The organism is Tunicatimonas pelagia (genome assembly GCF_030506325.1).
In the GTDB taxonomy this organism is placed as follows: Bacteria; Bacteroidota; Bacteroidia; order Cytophagales; family Cyclobacteriaceae; genus Tunicatimonas; species Tunicatimonas pelagia.
Genome location: NZ_CP120683.1, coordinates 1,091,390 through 1,115,264, shown reverse-complemented (window position 1 = coordinate 1,115,264; position 23,875 = coordinate 1,091,390). Strand labels below are relative to the sequence as shown.

Sequence of the window (23,875 nt, the reverse complement as noted above, 5' to 3'; positions counted from 1 at the left end):
GAAAAACAACTAGATAGTTCATCGTCCTATTCCAAAATGATCTAATGGGTACTGTCCTGACCAAGCCCCGATTCCATGTAATTGAACGCGACTCAACGGGTCAGGGTTACTCACGGGCTGAGGGGCAAAATAACCAATTTGCCCGGTTCTTTCTCCTTGTAAGATCAATTCAAAAGCAACTATTTGGTATAAAGCTACCCCTCTTCCACTAGCTTCGTCTATAACATCCTGGCCAATAGACACTCCAAATGGAGTAATAAAGGTAAGGACTGCCTTATCATCTTGACCAGCTGGGCTATTTTCAGCAATTTCTAGTAAACCTAGGACCTGATATTCACTAGTGGAAAGAGTAATGTTATTAGTTTTTTTATAGGCTTTCATCTCAAAGATAGAGCTAGAATGGTAGTATTTGGTACCAGAACCAAATTCGGCTACTCCTCTTAGTGCATCGGGGCGTGTTTGAGGCCGTCCACCTCTAGCTAATCTTTCGGGTGTATCAATATTCCCCCCTTCTGGTCCCAGGTTAAGTGTATGTCGGGCATGACCTTCAAAAGTGTAACCTAGTTCTAGCTCAAAAGGCATATCACCTGTTGGAATGCCAATATTACCACCTAGTTCTCGCAACCGTTTTTTGGTCAGTGGTTCCAGCTCGAAGGCAGGTGCATTCAACCGCCAGGCATTAGAAGAAGCCAGTGTGCCCGCTGTTTTTAGAGCTTGTAAGCCAATCTTCTTCCAACTAATAGAACGACCCGCGTCAAAGACAAACCTACCCGAGTTGGAGATGTTTCCCCCGCTAATCCAGGCTTTCAGCCGCGTCCACAACGAAGGTCCCTTAGCAAACCCACCATCCGGGTCAATCATCATATTAGGGGCATTGCCCATGCCCAGGTAGGGTGACCAGTACTGGTTGTAAGGATCGGGCGTAGTCCATCGTCCGATTCTACTATCGTATTGTCTGAGTTGAAAGCTGGCTAGCCCGGTCTCATCATCTTGTTCGGCAAAAGCCCCTTGGTAGCCGTAGCGGTAGGTGGCCTGTTCCAGTTTTCTTCCGTCCATCACTTCCCCGTGGGGGTAGTAGTCGGCGGCATAGACCACATCGGTCGTCTGGTGAGTGACTTTCAAATCATCCAGAAAGACGGTGATGTTACGTTTATCGTAGTTGGCCACAAAGAAGTAGATAAAGCCGGTTTGCTCAACGAGAATCGGCTCTAGTGCTAAGCGTTCAAAGGGTTGGCTGAGGGCATCCTCGCCCTGCACCTGGGCCTGTTGGCTGACGTTGACCCAGCCTTGGGTAAGTACGTCCAGGTTGTGGTCAAAGAGCAGGTAGCCCAACCCGGCCTGGGGTACCTCGGGGGGCAAGTCCAGTACCGCAGCCCTGATTACCCCAATTAGGTCGCCTTCCCCTTCGGCGAGAAAGGCCCCTTCCCCCGTGGCAGGTAGCCCAAAGGCCCCAGCAAGGTAACTGGTCAGGGCAATGGCCAGGCCGTCGCGGTCATTGCCCTGAAAGTGCTCGTACTTGGCAAACACTTCGGCCCGGAGCGTATCGCCGGGGTACACTTGCCGCATCAGGGCGGTGCCCAGGGGCTGGCGGGGTTCATCCGGGTCAATCTGGTCATTGTTGATGCGCATGGCCTGATCGGCCCCGCTTACCACTGTTTCGGGCGTATGGTTCAGGTGGGGCGGTACGGGCTTACGCTGGATGGGGGTGAAGTAGGTTTCTTCCAGTGTTTGCCGCGGGGTTTCGGCGGTCGCCAAGAAGGTATAGGTGGTATCGCCACCAATGACGGCGCGCACACTGCCCAGGTGGTCCTGCACCTCGTGGTAGTAGGTGTTTTCTAGGGGACGGTACTGCCCGAGTCGTCCGGCCCCGTAGAGGGGTACTTCGTAGGGGGCGGCGGGCAGTTCATCGGCTAGGTTATCCGCGTAGAGGCTGAGCAACCGCCCATCGGGCCCGTACACGTACCAGGTGCGGAAGGTTGCTTGTCCTGCTTCATCAAACGCAGTCTTGCTCAAGCGCTGCCCCCGCTCATCGTAGGTAAAGGTGGCCACGGCTTGGGTACGGCCCTCATTGGCGTACACCCCACTCATCCTTCGGAAGGCATCGTAGGTGTAGTAGACCGTTTGCCCCTCTTCGGTTTGCTGTTCCAACTGCCCCAAAGCGTTGTGCTGGTAGGTCAGGGCGGCTTGTCCGCCCTGGCTTACTTGGGTGAGCTGGTTGCCCTGGTACTGGTAGGTGTAGTCGGCCAGTGCTTGGCCTACATCCCCCTTGCGGGTGAGTTGCCCCAGGTTACCGTGGGCATCGTAGCCGCCGATGGTCACCCGGTGGGCAGCCCCACTACTGCCGTCCGCCGTACCAAAGTCAGCTTGGGTGAGCTGGTCGCGTTGGTCATACTGGTAGGCGTAGCTGTGGGTCGTGCCGGGTTCATTGGCATTGTGCCAACTGCTGGCCTGTAGGGTCCCGCTAAACTGCTCGGGGGCGTTGGGCAGTAGCACCTCGGGGGTGGTCAGCCCGCTGCCCTGGTAGTCCCCCGCAAAGTAATGCAGGGTGGTGCCAAACAAGTCGGGGCGTACCCCATTGCCCTGCCCGTCATTGCCGGGGTCAGCCGTCGGTACGGAGGAGTTGATGCCCTTTAGCCAGCCCTGGGCGGTGTAGGTGTAGTCGAGGCCTTGGCGGTGCTGGCCCAACTCGGTACGCTTGCGGGGGCCGTGCCGGTAATAGTCGTAGGTGCCCTGCACGCTAAAGTCCGAGAGGTTGGTGATCTCGCCCCGGGCGTTGTAGTCAGGGGCTTTCCGGCTGGTGTAGACCTGTTGCAGCCGGGCGTTGCCGTTGTAGGTGTAGTAGTGGAAGAACGCCTCTTCGGGCGCATTCCGTTGGTAGGCCACATCCCGCAGCCCCCCGCTGGGGTGGTAGGTGTAATCAATAGTCTTGGTTCCTAGCCCGGCAATATCCTTGACCGCCCAGGTCAAACGCCCCCGCTCGTCGTAGCTGTAGTACGTGGTGACGGTAGGGGCCATGGAATCGCCGCTGGTAAAGGTCTGGTAGGCAATCCGTCCGCGCACAAAGGCTGGGCTTCGCCCCCCCGGGATGTTATTCGGGGGCGTATCGTAGTAGGTGCGTTGCCAGTCATGGCGTGTTCCACCCGATAGCCCTCCGTCCGAGGCAATGCTTTCCAGCGTACCTTGCAGGGTGGCACTACCAAAAGCCGGCCCACCCCGGTACTCCCCGCTTTCTACCGGGCGGGCCAGGTGATCGTAGTGGGTGTAGGAGAACGCCCCGGTCTCCCGCTGCCCGGCATTCTGGGAAAAGCGGATTTGGCCATCTTGGCGGTAGAGGTACTCAGTACGGCCGGTTTCGGGTTCTTCCACCGCCGTGACTTGCCCTTTACTATTGTAAAAGTAGCGGGTCAGTTCCAGGTCCGCCAACGGCGTTCCGGTTGCATATTGTGCTACCCCCTTCGGGGAAACCACCGCAATAACCCGCCCCACCAGATCGTAGATGGTGTAGCTGGTCGTAATAGGGGTGCCCTGCGTACCGAAATAGTGCCGAACCAAAGCCCGTCCGGCCCGGTCGTAGTAGGTCTGGCTCCGCTTCCCGTCCACCCCGGTCGCCGTTCGGGTAAAATAGTTACCGCTCACGTTGCCGACCGGGGGCAAAGAAAATGCTGCCCGTAGGGCCAAGTAGCTAGCCAGCGTAGCATCCCCTCCGGCGACCGGGGCTTTGTCCTGCTGGGCTACGCGGGCCCCACCTAGCCGGAAGGGGTCACCGGGCTGGCTTACCCGTTGTACTTCACCGTCCGCGCGGTACTGCATCCGGGTGTAGGGGGTTGTCGTAATGGGCACTCCCACCTCCTGCATTCGCCGGATACTATCTTTCGTGGTCGTACCGTTCTGGGTACTGTAGTACCAACCCAGGGTTCCTTCCGAAGTACCCAGGCTCATGGGGTCAACCCCACTTCCGCTCAAAGCCGGGGCTTGCGTGATGGGGTTGCCTGCTGCATCCGAGACAAAGCCCTCGGCGTAGCCAAAGGTCAGGGCCTGGTCAGGAAAGGGCGCACGGGTACAATCGCTATCTTCGCCAGCCTGGGGCAAGCCCGAAACGGGGGCCGCCAGCGTTTGTACCGTCGGACGGCCGTATTCATCGTAGAGCGTAGCGGTCGCCAAGGTCACCCCTTGAGCCAGGTTCTTGGCCTGCCGCTGGTGGCTGCGCCCACTGCCATCCAGGTACACCCGTCCTTCGGCCACGACCTCTCCAAAGTCGTTGTAGCGGGTGGTATTGACAAAGTAGCGGGAACCGTCCGGGCCAGTGACGCTATCGGCCGGTACGTAGTCCAGCACCAGCTCGGCCCCTTCACTGAGGATGATACCGGGTTTAACCACAATTTGGGTCTGACTGCGGATGGTGGCTGAGAAATGCTTTAGCACCAAATTATCCGGGTCACTATCGGCTGCTTGCCCAAAGGCCACGTTCAAGTCTTCGGGTAGCACCATGGGGCAGGGCTGGGCAATGGTCGTATCATTGCCCCCCACAAACACCCGCAAAGGGTCGGGTACGCTACAGAAAGTCGCCCGTACCGTATCGGTGGTCGGCACAATCCGGTAGCTGCCCCAGTCGTCGCTGGTGGTAAACTTCCAGGCCCCGCCGTCGCGGTAGAGGTTGAGCCGATCCCCCCCGTCGTCTTCCAGGGAGAAGTGCTCATCAAAGTCGGTACTGCCTTGGGCCACAATGGTGTATTCCTGCCCCGGTTCCACGCGGAAGCCTTCCGGAAACTCCACTACGCCGGGCCCACTCACCCGTAGTACAGGGGTAGGATCCTCGTAGCAGGAGGGGCGGACGAAAACTGTTTTGGCCGGGCCGGTTAGCAGTTCCCCGCAGTCGTCTACCAACTGGGTAGTGATGGCGTACTCGCCAAAGCCGTCAATGGATGTGGTGAGGGAGAAAGTATTGTTGGAAGCCACCGCTGTGCCGAGCTGTACGGGGCTGCCCCCCTGATAGCTCGCGTAGAATAGCATGGAAGACAAGCTACTACCGTACTCCTCCGAAGGGGCATAGCTTAGGTCCAGTGTAGCACTGCCCGTTGCCGAACCGATCACCGCCGGGCCTTCCAGCTCCCCATCCGGGATCAACGAACCCCGGGTAATGACGTAATTCACAAGGTCAGTCCAGTCACCATCATTTCTGCAATCCTGGGTAGGATCAAACGTATTAGGTTCTTGCTTCCTATACTGTATGGTCACTGTTACCGTACCGGTCCAACCGGGTGTCCAGTCCAGGTCAATTTGAAAGTAGTCGATTCCTTCGGTGTTGCGAAAAACGTGGTACCCATCTTGAATGAAAGGAGCTCCATCCGGAAAATCAGGAAAAGCATCATCATTGTTAAGAATGGCTTTCACCTTTGTTTTGCATTTGGCAGTGATATTATCAGAGCTGGGTGGTACAAAGTGCTCGTAGTCAATGAATGAGGAGGAAGTTTGGCCTACGCAGACGTAACGGCGTTCAACCGGTAAATTTTGTGCCCGAGTAGCTGCAATAGTACTGAACCAAACAATAGCAATGAAAAAGAGCTGGATAGAAAATTTCATCGGTAGAGGTAATTTACTGGTTAGGGGTAGCGTAGTGGATTCGGTTTCGGTTTAGCACGTGGTCAACGGGGTAGTAAAACTCCCGCTTCGTCTCAATGCGGTTACCGAGCTCGTCGTACTCGTACTGTACGTAAAAGTTATCCGCGTCCAGCACATGGGTCACCTCATCGCTGGCCCGGTCATAAGCAAAGGAAGTCATGGTCGCTTCCAGGGGATGTAGCCGAAAATCGTCCAGGTAGATCGCCCGCAGGGCATCATTCCGGCAAGCCACCGTTAGTGTATTGGCCCCCGCCGTAGGGGGAATGTCTAGCACCAGGCGGTACCAGCTTTTGGACTTATCTTCCTGGTATACCGGGGTTTTCGCTGTTTGTTCCGTGCCGTTAATGGAGTAAAAGAGTTCGACGTACTCCATTTCACCGGGGCTTTCCAGGCTTCCGGGCATATACACCCATACACTGGCCCGGTAGGTACGGGACAGGTCAGCCCCTTCGCTGTTTTTCAACGTTACTTCAAACCCCTCCGATCCGCTGGGCAACAGTAAGCTGTAGTGCCCCGTGTGGGCCCGGGCTTCGGAGGGAATACCCCCGCCTTGCTGTACCCGCCCTTCGGTATCCCCGAAGCGGGCGTAGTATTCAGCCCCTGAGTAGGCAATCTCGGCCGTATCGGCGTGGGCCACTGAGGCAGTCACCCGTTCCCCTTCCGGGTCGGTTAGGCTAGCCAGTTGATGGTTGTTAATATCTTCGGTCAGCATCGCTATGCTGTTGAGATTGTACGCGAGCACCTTACTCTGCTCTTCCCAGGCAGCGGGTGGGGGAGACTCTCCCCAGGTGAAGGGTTGACTAGCAAAGTCGGCGTAGGGGTAGGTACCGTCGGGAGCCAGGGTCTCACTTCCTACCCAAGCATATTGGCTTTGGGGCCGGTATACGGTTTGCCCAAAGGCACCCCACCGCTGTGCCGTAGCCCCACCCAGTCCAATAGGGACGAGGTCTTCCTCGGTGAGTGAGTCTAGGGGCTGTCCGGCATCCAAGCGGTAGGTATACTGGGCCGCTGGTACGGATAGTTGGTTGGTCCCCCCATCCAAGGCTAGTCCCATCGCATTGGTATAAGCCCCTACCCGAAAAGCTGGGACTTTCTCCTGCAGCCAACGCTGTCCGTAAGCATCATCACTCACCGTTTTCAGCGGTTCCCCCGTGTAGAAATCGTGGGCCAAGAAGCGGCTTTGTGTACGGGTAGCAGTCGTGTGGTCTACCGATGTTACCGAAACCAACCGTTGAGGAATATAGCTACTCACTGTGTTAACAAAGCGGTAGGTCATGCGCGTATCAAATTGGTTTGATTCCGTGGGTACCTTGGTATAGTTTCGGAAAGTATGGTCTAGCAAATGGGCTGCCTGCGACCGACGGCCCAGGGGCGAGTCTTCATACTGGAAGGAGGTTTCCTGAAGCAGCTGGTCATTGGCATCGTATACAAGCTGATGCTGGGGTTGTCCAATTCGGTCGGTGCGGTACTGGGTGTGATAGACTGCCTCGTTAAGCTGTTGCCCGTAGTAGTAAAGTCTATTAAAGGGGGGGAAAGGCATCAGCACAGAATCATCAGGGGCAATGACCACCGATGGGTTAAACTGTAGGGTATCAAGTTGGATTGTTGTAGAATCCATCACCCCAAAGGAGGTTACTTCTTTGAAGAGAAACCCACCACCGTTGGTACGTTTCTTTTCCACTTCCTGGTACGTTACCCGGGCCTGCGGATAGCGGTAGACTGAGAGTAGATCGTAGTCCTCGCCCAGCGCAAAAGCGGGTTCGGAAGAAGTAACCCCATTCCGGTAGGTGTACTCATACCGGTCCCGGATATTGGATACCAGGTCCCGCTGTTCAATCGCCTTCACGCGCAGGTTGCCCCCCAACTTTAGGCTGTCCGTGGAGAACTGGGCGACCGCCCCGTAGGTATCCCGCTCGTAGGTGACATTGATCTGTTGTTGGTTAGGGGTCGTTATACCCGTTAGTGACCAGGCCTGGCCTGGCTGGGCATCTCCCACTAGGTGGGATTCCTGCCCTCGCTCCTGGTTATCTTTATACAGCCCCCAGGCATCGTAGCTGAGCGGGTGGTAATCGGGATTAAAGCCGTAGTCAAAGGCGAAACCCTGCATCACTGGGGTAGTCTGCTTTCCGAATAGCTCGATGCCCTGAAGGGTCAGTCGCCCCTGGGCGGAAGTGGGCGACTGACGGGCCAAACTATAATTGTGATTGAAAACAACTTTCCGCAGGGCAGTGTGCTGCACCAACGAATCGATCGCATCATGGGCGTAGATGTCTTCGTACTTGAGTACGTTGGCCGAATAGTCGCCGTTATACTCGGTCACCGTATCCCACTGCCCTCCTTTGGCATCCCATAGTTGGCGGTAGTCTTCGTTGCTCAGTAGTATAATCTCTTTCAACGCCAGCCAGTCCCCGGTTGCCCCCGTAGCACTGGTGAGATGGTCGCGCCGCCGCTCTTTGACAAACAGCGCGGTGTGGGTATTGGTGGACACGGTATTTAGGAAGTATTGCTGCTCCTGGCCTTCTGAGTAGAGTTCCACCGTTTCATCATCGGGCACGTAGTCGGTGCCTTGGTGGGGTGAGCGCCAGTAGGAATCACTGCTGTATTTACCGTAGTCAAACTTCACGTAGTACCCGTGGTCAAAGTTGTCAATCGTTCCGGGCAAACTGCCGTCATCTACAAAATCCGGCCCGGTAATAGCAGTCAGCAGCCACTTCTTAGCGTAGGGATGCGTGTAAGTGGTTGTGGACTCATACATCGTTTCGGTTGTCTCCACAAAAAACGCACTATGATAAACCATTTCCTTTTCGTAAATGGGTAGGGCAAAGTGAAAGCGCATCCCATTCTTATCCGTGACGGTAAAGCCCCCAATGCCTTTGGGCGGAAAGGGGCTTTCGGTAGGACTATCGGCAACATCGGTGAAGCCCCGGGCTCGGTCGGCCGTGTAGTCTACAAAGCCCTGCTGGTAGGCAGTACCGGCATTGATCTCTTCGTTAGTAAACCAGTCTACCTGCACCGCTTGCTTGAGCGTACCGGCCCCGTCGTAGCCCTCCCGGGCAGGAATATCTTGGGTCAAGGAGCTAGCTTGTGCAGGGAAGTCTAATGTCTTGATCATAGAACCACTCCATTCCTTATTATCGTACTGAAGGCCTTGATTTTCTTGCTGAAAGACGTCGGAGAAAAAGGAGAAATGATTAGACTGTTCGCTAAAGAGAAATTGAGGGCGTTGGCTCCGCTTCGTTGTTGGTAAGGCGTACGTGTAGGTAGCAATCCGCTGATCGTGGTAGCGGTTAGAAATATTAGAAGAGGATAAACTGACATTATCGAAGCGAACGGGCATTAGTTCTCCCGACAGTAGGGGGGAAGCTACCACGTAGGCGTCTGGGGCCGAGAAGGCCGGGGCCATATTCTCAAACCGTTCCCCGTCCACCAATTGGTAGTAATCACTGGTGATATTGGCCGAGTCGTAGCTGCGGTTACCATCTAACACGGCTGGGTTGTTATACGAATATAGTTCAGGGGTAGAGCCGTCAGCGAAAGCGGCAGGAGAAAAATACCCCTGATTACCATCCGTGAGGTAGGTAATTTTATCGTGTTCGTACAGAAATCCGTAGGCATTTTGATCGGTCGTTTTATCCAGCCACCATTTCGTTACCGAGTCTTTATCGGTAGTAAAGAATAGAAACTTTTCCTTATCTACTTCATCCACGAAATTATAATCCCAAGAGCTAATATTGGCATTGCCCATCTTCGGATAGGTGGTAAACAAAAGAATAGAATTGAAGGTAAACCCAATAGGGTCAATAAAGGCCGAAGGAAGGTTGACAGCCGATACTAGCTGACCGTAGGCAATGCCTAACTCCCCGACGTTTTCAAACATTTTATTGGCGGACGGACGGCCGCTCATCACACTATTTTTCATATCCCGGGCAACCCGTTGGTGGGCATCCGCAGCCGCCTGTTGTAGCTGCTCAAAAAGGTTAGGAATGTCTGCTCTTTGTTCAAACCCCGGATCGTACTCTTTGACTGTGATCTTGTTTCGTCGGTAGTCGTCAGGCACTTGCGAAATACTGCGGTAGAGGGCTCCGGGCTCGAAGTTGAAGCCAAGGCCGACCCAAGAAGCTGATTGGTTCAACCCTATGCCAGCTTGGTAAGTAAGCAACAGCGGATAAGAGCCCTGGCTACCGGGAATTTCCAACAGTAAGCTTTGAAAGTTGAAGTCCCCCGTGGTGGGGTCAACGTATTGGGAGACATCCATCGGTTGTAAGCCCGTAAACTGGGGCATCATTTGCTGGGCTTGTCCTAGCAAGGGGGTGCCTAGCAGGATGAGTAGGGAGAAAAGATAAGAGCGTACCATAGGGTATCGGGTGGTTTTACAGGTGTAGGATCAAATAAACGACTAATTAGAAAATGTTAAGGATTAGGCGCCAGTGGGACAATCGTTCCCTCATTGATAACTTTGACATGACCGGGAAAGCCCTCGGTCTGCTTGGTCAGTTCCAGGGTGCCGTGTAGGGTCAGTTCAGCCCCATCTACCACCAGTGAGGCGGGGGCCTGGTCGACAATCACGTGGACGCTGCCGGTGGTCAACGGCTCGTCTACCGTTACCTGGTGGCCAATAATAAAGACCTCTGCCCCTTGCTGGGGGAAGGTATCCACTGGATCACCATCGGCTTCCCGCGCCCAAATTGCTTCCGACCACCGTCCATCAGCAATGGCGTAGTACTGCCCCGCTACCTGGGGGCGGGCTTGGCTCATTAAGGTCAGGAAAGGGGCCTGGGGGTGGGTGACTTCGCACTGGTAGGTATCTTCTACCCGGTACGTAGCCTGGGAGAGTACCAACTCGGCAGCAGTACCCCCCGCCACCGGCTGTCCGTTCTTGAGCCACTGGAACTGGTTACCCGTGCCCCCCACTTCCACTGAGTAGGTATAGGTAGCTGCCTGAAAGTAGGTAGGCAACGAATCCTGAGGAAAGTGGATGAACCCGGTAGGACGGATTTGGCCAGCTTGGATAATAGGCAGCACATCAGCAAAGTCTAGCGCATTGTTGCGAACATTCATCGATAGTTGACTGGCCTGGGGGTGGATGCTATAGTCAGCTAAGGTGTGGTATTGGTTGTCATAGAAGGTAAGCTTCCGGAGGAAAGGAGAGGTAAAGTAAGGTGAGGTGCCGCTAAACTGATTGAATTCTAAGCCAACGTATTCCAGGGAAGGCAGTTGAAGCACGGCTTCGGGAATAGGCCCTTCCAGCAGGTTTTCCCCCAATTCTAAATCTGTCAGGTTCAACAGGCTACCCAATGCAGCGGGCACAGTACCAGAAAACTGGTTACCCCTCAGCCAGAGTCCTTCCAACGTAGTTAGTTGGCCTAAAAACGCTGGGACTGAGCCGCTAATCAGGTTACTTATTAAGTCCAGTTCGCGTAGCTGGGTAAGGTTACGCCAGGAAGAGGGAATTTCACCTTCCAAGTTATTAACGGATAGCAGTAGGATTTCTAACTGTCTAAGCTGTCCGATCGCTTGGGGCAAAGGGCCATGAAGCTGATTGACCGACAGCTCGAGTACCTGCAATTGAGCCAATTGGCCGATGGCTTCGTCCAGGGTCCCCCGTAGGTAATTATCGTTGAGATCAAGCTCTTCTAAGGCAGTAAGCTGATAGAGTTCAATGGGTAGTTCCCCGACCAGGTCATTAAAACCTAGGGACAGAGCCACCACATCACCATTGCGGACCGTGACCCCGTACCAGTCACCTAACGGGCGGGCACTGAGCCAGTGGGTGTTATCGTACCATTGATCGCCCTGCGTAGCGCGGTAAAGGGCTTCTAAGGCGGCCCGTTCCGTAGCATCGGGTACCTGATCGGCCCAAACCGGAAATGGTCTTAGGAAGAATCCCAGTCCCAAGAGTATGAGAAGACGGATGAGTAGGTAGTTCATTTTAGCTAATTTAGTATAGTGTTTTTTTAAAAGAACTGTTGTACACTACAGTGTACCCTTACGCAAAAATAGCAAAGATTATAGGCAGTAGGGAACACTAGGTAGTCCTAATCTGAATAAATTCTTACTCAGTAACAGTAAAATCTAGGTGACGAATAGGCAATAAAATCATGCGTATTTGATTTTAAGGCAAACCGTGATTCCCTTATCCAAAATGAAATGTATGTTTAGATGCTATGATAGGGTACGATCAAGGGTCGTTCTGAGAGAAATAGGGTAAGAGCGACATCATTAGGTAGTTAATAATTTATATAATAGTAATACTATACAAAAGTAGTGAATAAATCTAAAAATGGAAGTAGTAAATAAAAAAAAATGGTTTCTTTTTTTTATGACCGCTTGTGATATTGGAAAATGAATGCGATAGTCAGCAGGGTTTTTAGCATAAATGATGATTAGTGTATGCGAAAAAATAGTACACTAAATGCGCCTTTATGGTAAAAATTACTTACTAGATGCAAAAGGATGGTTTACTAATTGTCATTAGCAAACTCACGTAAAAGTTGTTTTTTTGCGTTCCAACGATTTGATTTTTTGTTTGACATAAAAAAGTTTATCGCAACGGTATGGAATGACACTTTCTAGTAGGGATCTCAGCTGTTACAGTATATTTAGTTTTGACTTAGAAAGTATACCCAATAGCAAAGCCAACCATAAGTAAAACGGTGGGTTCTACTGAGCCCCTCCCCATATTAGCTCGACTTTACTACTGAAAGAAGAACCCAAAGGGAAACGCGTTAGTATAATGAAATGACCAAAGATCAGTATACTATGTTTCGTCTTCCGATTGAGTTCTTGCGATTAATAATACCCTACAAGATACTATTTTCCAAATCGGTATTCAAGCTTGCGGTTTCTTTGCTCAGTGGGGCTATGTTGGCCACGGGCAAACGTACCGTCACCTCAGCACTGCGTATTGTTGGTTTAGGGGAAGAGCGTAACTTTCCCAAGTATCATCGGGTACTGAGCCTATCCAAATGGTCTGCCCGAAAAGCTTCTGGTATACTACTTAGACAACTGCTGAACTGTTTTCTACCCGAAGGTGCGGTAGTAGTTGGCATAGATGAGACGCTGGAACGCCGCTGGGGTCCTAAGATCAAAGCCCGTGGCATTTATCGGGACAGTGTTCGCAGTAGTCGGTCTCATTGGGTGAAAGCTAGTGGTCTACGTTGGATGAGTGTGATGCTATTAGTGCCCATGAGTTGGGCCAAGCGCGTCTGGGCGTTGCCCTTTTTAACAGCCTTAGCCCCTTCGGAACGCTACCATCAACAGCAGGGCAAACCGCACAAAAAGCTTACTGACTGGGCCCGACAGATGCTTTTACAAGTGAAACGGTGGTTACCTGACCGAAAGGTAATTGCCATAGGGGACAGTAGTTATGCGGCAATAGAGCTGTTAAGCGCACTGCAAGGGCAAGTGGGCATGATTGTTCCCTTACCGTTAGATGCTGCTCTGTATGAACCCGCACTACCTCGGCGAACTGGTCAGCGAGGCCGCCCCCGCAAGAAGGGAAAGCGTTTACCTACCTTGCAGACCTATCTGCACGATAGCCATCTGTCTTGGCAGAAGATTGTTGTCTCGCAGTGGTACGGTAAGAAGCAACGTGTGCTGGAAGTGGCCTCAGCTACCGCCGTATGGTACTATAGCGGTAAACCGGTAGTGCCTCTTCGTTGGGTATTGATTCGCGATCCGGAAGGGGCACTCCAACCAATGGCACTGCTCTGTACCGACCAAGCGTTGTCGGCCAAAGATATCGTCACTTACTTTGTGAGACGTTGGTCAGTAGAAGTAACCTTTCAAGAAGCACGGGCCCATCTGGGGGTAGAAACGCAACGCCAATGGTCTGACTTGGCTATTGCCCGTACCACTCCGGTGCTCTTAGCACTCTTCGCTATAGTTACCCTGTTAGCAGAACGGCTACAGCAACAAGAAAAGCTGCCCATAGCTACCACTGCTTGGTATCGCAAGAAGCAGCCAACCTTTAGTGACGCATTAGCTTGCGTGAGGCGGCATTTGTGGCGAAAAAGCAATTTTTACATGTCCCCTAAAGATACCGATATGGTGAAAATACCCAAAGCTCAGCTTATGCTATGGCAGCAAACTATCGCTTGGCCCGCTTAGTAGTAAAGTCGAGTGTAGTGGCTATTGATAATCTACCTTATCACCACACTCTTTTAGAAGGAAGATAAAATAGTCATCGGGGTAGGTGTGAGATGATAATGACTTTTATCAAAGATCATACATCAATGCCACTAATAGCCATTAATGTAGTATAATAATGTTTTTTACTAAAATATAGTATCAGCAATGACCTCTGCTTTGGCTTATCTACAGAAGCTCTTAGCGAAACGTTACAGCCCTAATTCTTGCCCTCGGTTCCAGCGTTGGTTTCGTTCCCGTGCATTTTACTGCGCTTGGTCTAATAGCTTTATCAACTGCTTGGAGGTACATTTCTTACAATAAGATTCTTATAAAAATTACTTCCTCACTGCCATCGTTTTATTTCTTAAGCAACTAATTCGCAGGTAGTATGTGATTTTCGCATTTACTACACTATATCACACCGCTCTTTTTTCTTTATTCAGTAGTGACGTTACCAGAAGTCTATGATGAGGGTTTCCCCTGCTATCACCTGAATGGGCACTTCGTTACTCACATCCAGGTTACTTCGGCGGTCTTCAGATACCAACACCAAATCGTAGGAATTAGGGGCCAGGTTGAGTTCAAATCGCCCTTCTCGGCGATCAATTGGCTCCACCTCGGTAGCGGCAAACGCCCCTGAAAACCCATTGAGTAGCTCATCCACCGAATAACTACCGGCTGTATAGGCGTAGACGCGGTAGGTTCGGTCCCGGTCAAGACCGATAGTGCCTGCCACAGTTCCTTGGGGAATAATCAGCTCAAATACTGGGTCAAAGCAGTAACGAATTTCGGTGGTTACCTCGCCGGGGCCGTCATCGTCGTCATCTTCATTTTGTTGCCCTTGGTCATCATCATCGTCGTCGTCCCCTCCGTCATCGTCATCATCGTCGTTGCCCCCTGGGTTGTTCCCCCCATCGTCGTCGTCATCATCATCCTGGGTACGGGCCTGGTACCCGTTGGTAGGGTAGGCAATGGGGTTCCCCTCGCCCCGGTCCCAATGGGATACATCATACCCATTAGGGGCGTACCGTCCGTACCGTCCGTACCGTCCCCCATCATCATCGTCGTCATCATCACCGCTATGACGGGTTTCTACCGTATCGGCCTGGATGGATGCCGCCACATCAATGGCTAGCACTAGTGAAAGGTCATCGCCTTCCTCAATTCGGAAGCTATCGGAAGAACACACCTGAATGGTTGAGGGCCTTTTCTTGTTATCACAACGCCCTAGTGGGACCAAGGTATTGTCTTGAAAGACTAGAAAACTAGGGGGTAGGGCGACCGTTTGCCCATCATCGTCGTCATCATCACCCATTGGGGAAAAATTCCCGACCAATACTTCTACACAAAGTTCGGTGTAGAGCCCGGTATCTAACACCTGACTGGTAAGGATGCGCCCAGAATCTAACAAATCAAACACCTGGGGCTGCCTTTCTGGCAATAGGGAAACATCCCCATTGGGGCCCGAAACGGTGGCCCCGGTCACAATGGTAAATACATTGCGGATGCTATCGTTTTGAAACGGGGTACTGGAAAGGGTCAAGTTGGCCCGCCCTTGGGCCGGTGGCAAAGGCCCCCCGGGAGGTAAAACTTCGTCGTCGGGCTGACAGGCTAATACAAGTAGGGATAAACCGAAACAAATGAATAAAATACGATATAGCATAAGCAACATTCAATGTGATTGCCAAAATTATTTAGTATTAATAACATAAAAAATATAATAATTTATATAAAATCACTTGGGTGTCTGTAAGGTAATAGGCTGCCAAGAATACGAACAGGAAAGGTAGTTCCTCTAGGATTACATGATGCAGTAAACGTTAAGCGATAAATACGAAACGTTCTGTCTTGATCACATCGTGACGGAATCGTAGTACGTCGTCTTATTAGAAGCCTTTATGGGGTTAGTGTGGGCGGTTGTTGGTCAAAATGTATCGTTTGAAGAAGATTTATTCCTTTAGCAGTAGGTACTGGCGCTAGTGCCTATCAGGGTGATCTTTGTGCTCCTAAAACACTTGCAAAAGCCATGTTAAGAAGGATAAATTGGACGCAAAAATGGGTAGAAGGACAGAACGTCAGCTATCTTTTTTTGCTTCGCCTACCTAAACTTTAGCTGCATTTAGTGCAAAAACCTCGTTTTTCTTAACGAACATTACCCCCGAGCAGCGTTTTTTGGCTCAGTCTGGATAGATAGCCGGGTGGTGACTACTATATCAAACTGTGTAATGTTAATGTGCATCAGCTATCAGCACAAGACATTAAAGAATTTTCAGATCAGAGATACAAAGCTTATGCTAAACAGATCACTCCTGATGATAAGGCGTTCTTTGATGGCGAGTGCTGGTGGCCAAAACGTTACTATGAGACCTAATCCATGCAGTAGTCGATGAAATAGAGAATTTACGTAACGATCTTAACTACTCTTTGCTTATTGAACCGCCTAGTTCTTTCGATGAAGTGAAAGACGTTACAGAACGCTATATTAAATTCAAGTATATTGAGCACGTCCACTAATCTATTTTTTTGTTTGGTACCAGGTCCACTGTTTTGCAAAGACTAGCCGTCCGTGACTAGCTGTCCGTAATTAAAATGGTGGTTTTTTTACACTCCTCGCTATTCTGCCAAATACCCGTTTTTGACTGTTTATATTGCTATGTAATTTATCTATGTTTATTTAAGCAACGCATATTGAGTTTCATAAACAACCAGGAGTGCCCAAATGTTACAGAAGCTAGGTTTAGTTTGATTATGTTAAACAATATAAGAGAGTAAAATCTTAAAGATAATATGTCAAAATAATCGGTGACCTATTCGGTGACCCTTTACAAATTATATTTATAAGTAATTGAAATACAGTAAGTTGAAATTAATGTTACAGAGCCTCACTCTCTGCTTTTAGACCTCGGCTCGTTTCTAACTTACTGGAGACGAGCCGTTTTTGTTTTTTGACCTTTCTTCCTATTTCAGTGAGTGTCGCTTTTTTCTTGTTTTGTTCCAGTCCTGGGTACTTTATTGTGTTATCGTTCCTAAGAAGAAGCCACTCTATTGATTTTTTCAGCTTTATTTGGAATACACTACTAATGCTTTTCATGAAATGAAATTTTATATTTTTTAAAAATAGGTGTATATTTTTCTTTTTAATAGCAAAAATGGCAATAGGTCTGACATAATCTGCTACCACAATGTTATCTAAACACTTGAGAAATGAAGAAGATCGTGACTTATGGGAGGATTTTGCTAATGGATCGCATCAAGCCTTTTCTACTATATATGAGTGGTACAGTGAAGAACTGTACAGCTATGGGCGACACATTACCTCTGATAACGAGCTTGTAAAAGATAGCATCCAAGATCTATTTATCGATTTGTGGAAAAGAAAAGAACATTTATCCGCTGTTCATTCCTTACGATTTTATTTATTTAAAGCACTCCGCCGAATAATTGTCAAAAAACTTACTCATCAGCGAAATAGCATTGATGAATTTAGCGATGAGAACGCTCAAATTATCTATCCCCAAGAATATTTTAGAATACAACAAGAAGCGAATACTGAGCGGAAACAAGTGTTAGTAGCTACTATAAAACAGCTATCTAAACGGCAACGTGAAGTAGTATACTTACTTTTTTACGAAAATCTATCGCACCAGGAGGTAGCTTATCTGATGGGCATTTCTATTGATTCAGTATACACTCTCACCTGGAAAGCAATAAAAGCCATGAAGCGGCACCTGGAACAACATCCTACATTGCAGGCAATTCTTCGCCTTATTGCAACCTGCCTACTCTGCCAATCCACTTCTATCTAATTACTCTCCATGCATCTTAGCGAACTGATTTGTAAGTACTGCCGATAAAAATATTAGCATAAAAGGGCTGTGCAATACAAGTTTTAGCAATAGAATGACCTCTTCATTGCGATAAGTAAAAAAAAGCGAAAAACTTCTTGTGCAAAGGATAGAATTTTTCTGTTTCCTCCCCTTTCAATTAACAGTACATTATTTATGGACTATACTAACTTCGACGTAGAAGATTTTGTTGATGATACTTACTTTCGGCGTTGGGTGCTGCGCCCCGACACGACAAGCGAACAGTTCTGGTACAACTGGCAACAACAGCATCCTGACAAAGCAAAAGTAATAGCACAGGCCCGTCAGATTGTCACTTCAATCCCAGTAGTTCGGTACCAACTACCCCAATCAGATCGAACGCAAATTTGGAATCAAATTCAAAACGTTACGGCGACTCCTTCAAATTCTCATTCGTTGTACCGGTCAACCTATCTTCGCTGGGCCGCAGCTATAGCATTGCTAATAGTTACCACAGTCGCTTTACTGGTATGGCAGTCAAGCCATAGCAACCAGCTTTATTATACTACCACCTACGGGGAACAGCAAGTGGTTACTTTACCCGATAGCTCCATAGTTATACTGAATGCCAATTCGTCTTTAAGGCTGCCTGATGGTGGATTCGAGCACGAAATACGGGAGTTATGGTTGGAGGGAGAAGCTTTCTTTAGAGTACGTAAAGAAATAGGTAATCCATCAATTTCTGATACTGCTTTGCGTAAATTCATCGTACATACTGCCGATGCTGATGTGGAGGTACTAGGAACGGAATTTAATGTCCGAAGCCGAGACGATATCACGCAAGTAGTACTTAACTCCGGAAAGGTAAAAGTGAATATAGCCCGCGATAGCATTATGATGAAGCCAGGCGATTTAGTAGAAGTCGACTTAGAAAAGCAAGAGGTGGTGCAGCGTATGGTTGATCCGAAAGTGCATTCTGCCTGGAAAGAAAATAAACTGATTTGTAACGGTATGCCCGTTGAGGAGATAGCGGAGATGTTGCGAGATACCTACGGATTACATATCGTATTTGCAGATACTTCACTGGCTTCTACCAGGGTATACGGCACATTTCCTACCGAAAACATCGATGTTTTCTTGCTGCTGTTAGCCGAATCTACTGAAGCGACATTAAGGCGCAAGGATAATCAAGTAGTTCTAGAATAATGCATTTTGATAACACTAATAATTCATTTTTAACAACCCTTTATGCAAAATAAACTACAAAAAATGACGCGATGGTTGCTTGCAGGCGGTTTCCTGCTAAGTAGCTATGTGGTATTCGCTCAGCAGTTGGCCTACCAAGGTAGCCAACCCAGAACTACCAATCAGCCAGAAAACCTTCAACCACTAAAGCAGGTGCTTTTGTCCTTCGAGGATATGTATCAGGTAAGTATCTTATTTAGTGATAAAAGCGTAGGAGATAAGGTGGTAAATGCTAACCAAGTTGTTGAGGGAGATTTGCCAAACTCTCTAAAAAAATTACTGAAGCCTTTAGCGCTTACCTATCGGGAAGTTAATCCTGATGTGTACATCATTAGGTCAGTGCAGGACGAGAGACAGAGGATTAGAAAGGTAGAAAAAAACACTCCTCAATTCTACCAAAAAGTAGATGCGACTTCCATGAGTATGCTTACGGCACCACAGGTAGGGCGGGTAGATAGCCAAATGCGCTACATTGAAAAAACTATTACTGGTCGGGTTACCGATCTAACTGACGACACTGCCCTTCCCGGAGTTAATATTATAGCAAAAGGTACTACTGTCGGGACGGTCACCGATGTAGAAGGTAATTACCAAATTACAGTGTCTGATGATACCGAAATCCTGGTGTTTTCCTCAGTAGGCTATGAGGCAGAAGAGGTGGCCATAGGTAGCCAAACTGTAATTGATATTGCGCTCGCCCCCAATATACAGAGTCTACAGGAAGTCGTTGTGATTGGCTACGGTACGCGTGAGAAAAAGGATCTTACTGGTGCTATTTCTACTATTGATGAAAAGGCTATTCAAGAAACCCAAAGTCTGACTCCTGAGATAGCTATGCAAGGGCGAATGCCAGGTGTATTTGTTTCCAATCCGGGTGGCGACCCTAATGCAAGGCCTGAAATTAGAATCCGAGGGATTAGTTCGTTCAACAACAATGATCCATTGTTTGTGATTGACGGAGTACCTATTACCGAGTTTGGTGCCAGCGGCATTTCCGCTACAACTTCAGCAGACAGAGCACAAGATTTTCGGGGTCCTGTCAACATTATGAACATGATCAACCCAGCCGATATTGAGTCTATCTCGGTATTGAAAGATGCCTCGGCGGCGGCAATTTATGGTTCTCGAGCGGCTAATGGGGTAATTCTGATCACTACCAAATCGGGATCGTTAGGTAAACCGAAAGTATCATTTCAAGCATCCTACGGGGTGAAAAATCTAATTGATACCTACGATGTCTTGAATACTCAGCAGCAATTATCGCTGGTAACAGATGCTTACAATAATGTAGACCAACCGTTACCAGATTATTTAACCCCTGGCAGCAACAACTTTCTGGGTAATTCCCCTACTTCAGATTGGCAAGGAGCATTGATCAATGACAATGCGGTTACTCAAAATTATAGTATGAATGTTTCGGGTGGTAATGAGTTTTCCAACTACTATGCCGCGGTAGCTTATTCTAACGAAGAAGGTACGCTGAACTTTGAGGAAACAGACCGGTATACGGTTACTTTGAACTCAGATCACGAGCTAAAATCTTGGCTTACCATTGGTCAGACGGCCCGCTTGGCCTACTTGGATGTTCTCGAAAACCGATCGGATGATCTGCGGAACATGGCAATTGCGCCAGCTTGGCAGCCTCTGTTGTTGGAAGACGGATCACCCGCTCCCATTGGCGACGGCAGTAGCGATGGCGTATTTTATGGTACTCAAACTGCTGCTAACCCTATTGGAAGAGCTAGAAACCAAGAGTTCTCCTACGAGTACTGGCGGTTTCTAGGATCTGGTTACGTAGAAATCAAACCGCTCGAGGGATTGAGGATACGAGGAAGTCTTAGCTACGACTGGTACCAGCAGAGTCGCTATCAGTATATCGATTTTGACCGACGCTTCTTCCGAACGGGTGGTGAAACCGTTGGAGATTCGTACGAAGAACGTAATTCTCGTAACAAGAACTTACTAGCGGAAGTAACGGTCAACTACAATCGCTCGTTCGGTGATCATAATATCGATATATTACTGAATGCCTCGGAGCAAAAAATTCTAGCCGAAGGCTCAGCAGCCAGAAACCAAAATCTTCCCAACGATAGCCGTAGAGAAGAGTTTCAATACGTACAAGCCGGAGACGATATTCAGGTTTTAGGATGGCGCGATGAGTCAGGATTAGTAGGTTACGTGGGTCGCCTGAGCTATAACTACCAGTCAAAGTACTATCTCGATGCCGCTGTTCGCCGGGATGCTTCTTCCAACTTTAGCGAAGAGAACCGCTGGGGAACGTTTCCCTCAATCTCTGCTGCTTGGCGCTTATCCGCTGAACCTTTCATGAGTAATGCTAATTTTATCACTGACCTAAAGCTGCGCGGAGGATGGGGACAATTGGGTAATCAAAACGTTAGACCGTTCTCCTACATAGCCGTAGTAAGTGCTAATCCTTTCTATAGCACGGGTTCCAGCAATGGCGACAGTCGGGGTAATCTCAACCGAGCGTCTTTTATCTCTAACTTTCCAATTGAGAATCTGACCTGGGAGGCCACCACCACTACCTCTATTGGCTTTGAGAGCGTCTTGTTTGATAACCTTCTGACTTTAGGGGCTGAATATTATCATCGTCGTACCGAAGATATTCTTCAGGATGTACAACTTCCTCAACTAACTGGGGTAAGTCAGGATATTCCTCTTAATATTGGTGAGATGGTCAACCAAGGAATTGAGCTTGACTTTAGTATCAATAAAAAAATCAATGATTTGATGCTAACAGTAGGCGGAAACTTAACCACCGTAAACAATGAGGTAATCAGGCGCTATGAGGGAATTCCGCTTACTGAAGGCAGCGAACGGGTTGAAGAGGGACAATCTTTTCGCTATATCTTCGGCTACAAAACAAATGGCATTTACCAGAACCAAGGAGACGTAGAAGAAGATAATCAGCAGTACGTTGATCCTCGTCCTATTGCTCCGGGTGACGTTCGGTTCCAGAATATCAATACCTCTAATAGTGATGGTACGATTACTCAAGGAACGCCTGACGGTTTGCTTAACGAAGCTGACCGAACATTTCTGGGAAAGACGGTGGCCGGTTATTACTACGGGTTTAACATCGGTGCGAACTATCGTAACTTCGATCTTAGCATTTTCTTTAGAGGTGTAGGAGATGTTCAACGCGTAAATAGCATCCGCCAATCAGCTGAAGCCATGACTAATGAGCACAATCAGCTAACAACAGTACTGGGTCGGTGGACACCCAGCAATCCTTCTAATAGTATGCCCCGGGCTGCTTTTAGCGATCCTGCCGGAAACAACCGAATATCCGATCGTTGGGTAGAAGACGCCGGATTTTTGCGGCTACAAAATATTCGGCTGGGCTATAATGTGCAGCCAACTTCGCTGGAGAAGATCGGATTTTCTACCCTTCGGGTATACGCTGGCTTGGATAACTTGTTCGTTATTAGCGACTATAGTGGGGTAGACCCTGAGAATGATAGAAACCCACCCCCCCGCACGTTTTTAGTAGGAATCAACGCATCGTTTTAAATAATAATTATGAGATTTATAAAAAGAATTTTGACGATAGGTGTATTTGTGGCTATCAGTAATAGCTGTGGCGAAGATGCCGTGAGTCTACTGCCGCCTGAACCCTCCAGTGATGAGTACTACCAAAATCAAGAAGAATTCCAGGCTTCGGTTTTTGGAATCTATCAGAAGCTTCAAAACTTCTATGCCTTTAACGGTAACGGCGGTTGGATACACGGAATGTGGTTGCTACCTGATGATAATGCCACAATGAAGCAAAATAATTCGCTGAATAATTTTGTTGATATTCAGACAACTAACAGATCTGTCGTAGATTATTACGGCTACAGCTACGAGCTAATCAATCGGGCAAACGTAGTGCTGGAGAGAATTGAAGCGCAAGGCGAAGTATACGAAGACGAAGAACTTAGAAGTTATCATCGAGGGGAAGCCTTATTTTTACGAGGATATACCTACTTCAACCTGTGGCAGTTCTTTGAGACAGCTCCGTTAACGCAAAGTACCTTTGACGGTGTGGAAGAGGCCACTAACCAAACCAACTCGTCGGGTATGGAACTTCTGAACGTAGCAGTGGAAGACCTAACTACTGCGGCAGGATTACTACCCCCCAATTGGTCCGAAGCTGACCTTGGTCGAGTTACTGCGGGGGCTGCCAATGGAATGCTCGGCAAAATTTTGACCTACCGAGGTATTATAGATGGCAATGTGACGGATCTCACGCAAGCCATTGAAGCCTTTAATAGGATCACTGGGTATACATTGGTAGAAGACTACGGGGCAAACTTTGATGAGGCTCAGGAAAATAATGCAGAATCATTGTTTGAAGTGCAGTTCTCAAGAAATGTGGCCGAGAACAACTTCTGGTTATCAGCAGATGAAACCGCTGGTAATGGCGATTTGGGTGGTCTTTGGGCCTTTTTTGAAGGTGATAACAACACCGGTGGCCCCGCCGGTCGTTTCTACGCTACACAGGGCTTAGATGATGCCTTTGCAGAAGCTGACCCCCGAATTAGTGAATCATACGAAGCGGATTCTTCTTTCCACATACTGAAGTACGTCAACCGGGGAAATGCCAGCGAACGCTTAGGTTCTTGGAACAATGCTCGTATTTTGCGTTACGCTGATGTATTGCTGATGAAGGCTTGGGCAATTGTTGAGTCAGGAGGTAACCTAAGTGAAGCTATTGAACTTGTTAACCAAGTGCGTACACGCGCACGAAACTTTGGAGAGGACGGCAACATGATTCCTGCTGACTATAGCACTGCCGAAGCTGACCCCAATGTTGTCCGCCAGTGGGTAATTAACGAACGGCGAACAGAGCTTGCCTTTGAAGAATCGCATCGGTGGTTCGATATGCGGGCACTATACAAAACTAGTCGCTTAGACATGACTGAAGCAGACTATAACTTCGGTGATCCTGTTAATCCGGGAAATTCCTTAGGGTATGATTTTGATTCATTTGAGATTGTTTTTCCGCTTCCTAACGGCGAAGTTGAAACTACTGCATTAAATCAAAATGACGGCTATTAATCCTTATCATA

At 49.1% G+C, this 23,875-nt stretch carries 9 protein-coding genes; 5 read left to right on the top strand and 4 right to left on the bottom strand.

Annotated elements, in window-relative coordinates:
* Positions 1-18: 18 nt before the first annotated feature.
* Genes P0M28_RS04475 through P0M28_RS04465 form a run of 3 tightly spaced genes read right to left on the bottom strand, consistent with a single transcriptional unit; the run spans position 19 to position 11,547 of the window.
* Positions 19-5,580, bottom strand: coding sequence for an RHS repeat protein (locus P0M28_RS04475; RefSeq protein WP_302208337.1), 5,562 nt, complete (start codon positions 5,578-5,580; stop codon positions 19-21).
* Between the two features lie 13 nt (positions 5,581-5,593).
* Positions 5,594-9,973 carry a hypothetical protein gene (locus P0M28_RS04470; RefSeq protein ID WP_302208336.1) on the bottom strand — a complete coding sequence of 1,460 codons (4,380 nt, stop codon included), beginning with the start codon at positions 9,971-9,973 and terminating at the stop codon, positions 5,594-5,596.
* Between the two features lie 56 nt (positions 9,974-10,029).
* Positions 10,030-11,547, bottom strand: a complete 1,518-nt coding sequence (locus P0M28_RS04465) for a leucine-rich repeat domain-containing protein (protein WP_302208334.1) — start codon at positions 11,545-11,547, stop codon at positions 10,030-10,032.
* Between the two features lie 810 nt (positions 11,548-12,357).
* On the opposite strand from P0M28_RS04465, the gene P0M28_RS04460 reads away from it, so the two are divergent.
* On the top strand, positions 12,358-13,728 hold the full coding sequence (locus P0M28_RS04460) for an IS701 family transposase (RefSeq protein WP_302208332.1): 1,371 nt from the start codon (positions 12,358-12,360) through the stop codon (positions 13,726-13,728).
* Positions 13,729-14,200: 472 nt separating this feature from the next.
* Here P0M28_RS04460 and P0M28_RS04455 read toward each other — a convergent pair whose 3' ends face one another.
* The gene (locus tag P0M28_RS04455; RefSeq protein WP_302208330.1) at positions 14,201-15,412 is read right to left on the bottom strand and encodes a hypothetical protein; all 1,212 of its coding nucleotides are present in this window, start codon (positions 15,410-15,412) and stop codon (positions 14,201-14,203) included.
* A gap of 1,519 nt (positions 15,413-16,931) precedes the next feature.
* On the opposite strand from P0M28_RS04455, the gene P0M28_RS04450 reads away from it, so the two are divergent.
* The 4 genes from P0M28_RS04450 to P0M28_RS04435 all read left to right on the top strand — a co-directional run bounded on the left by P0M28_RS04450 (position 16,932) and on the right by P0M28_RS04435 (position 23,864).
* Positions 16,932-17,555, top strand: a complete 624-nt coding sequence (locus P0M28_RS04450) for an RNA polymerase sigma factor (RefSeq protein WP_302208328.1) — start codon at positions 16,932-16,934, stop codon at positions 17,553-17,555.
* A gap of 195 nt (positions 17,556-17,750) precedes the next feature.
* Positions 17,751-18,761, top strand: coding sequence for a FecR family protein (locus P0M28_RS04445; RefSeq protein WP_302208327.1), 1,011 nt, complete (start codon positions 17,751-17,753; stop codon positions 18,759-18,761).
* Positions 18,762-18,824: 63 nt separating this feature from the next.
* Positions 18,825-22,334, top strand: coding sequence for a SusC/RagA family TonB-linked outer membrane protein (locus tag P0M28_RS04440; RefSeq protein ID WP_302208326.1), 3,510 nt, complete (start codon positions 18,825-18,827; stop codon positions 22,332-22,334).
* A 9-nt stretch (positions 22,335-22,343) separates the two neighbouring features.
* The gene (locus P0M28_RS04435; protein ID WP_302208325.1) at positions 22,344-23,864 is read left to right on the top strand and encodes a RagB/SusD family nutrient uptake outer membrane protein; all 1,521 of its coding nucleotides are present in this window, start codon (positions 22,344-22,346) and stop codon (positions 23,862-23,864) included.
* Positions 23,865-23,875 lie beyond the last annotated feature (11 nt).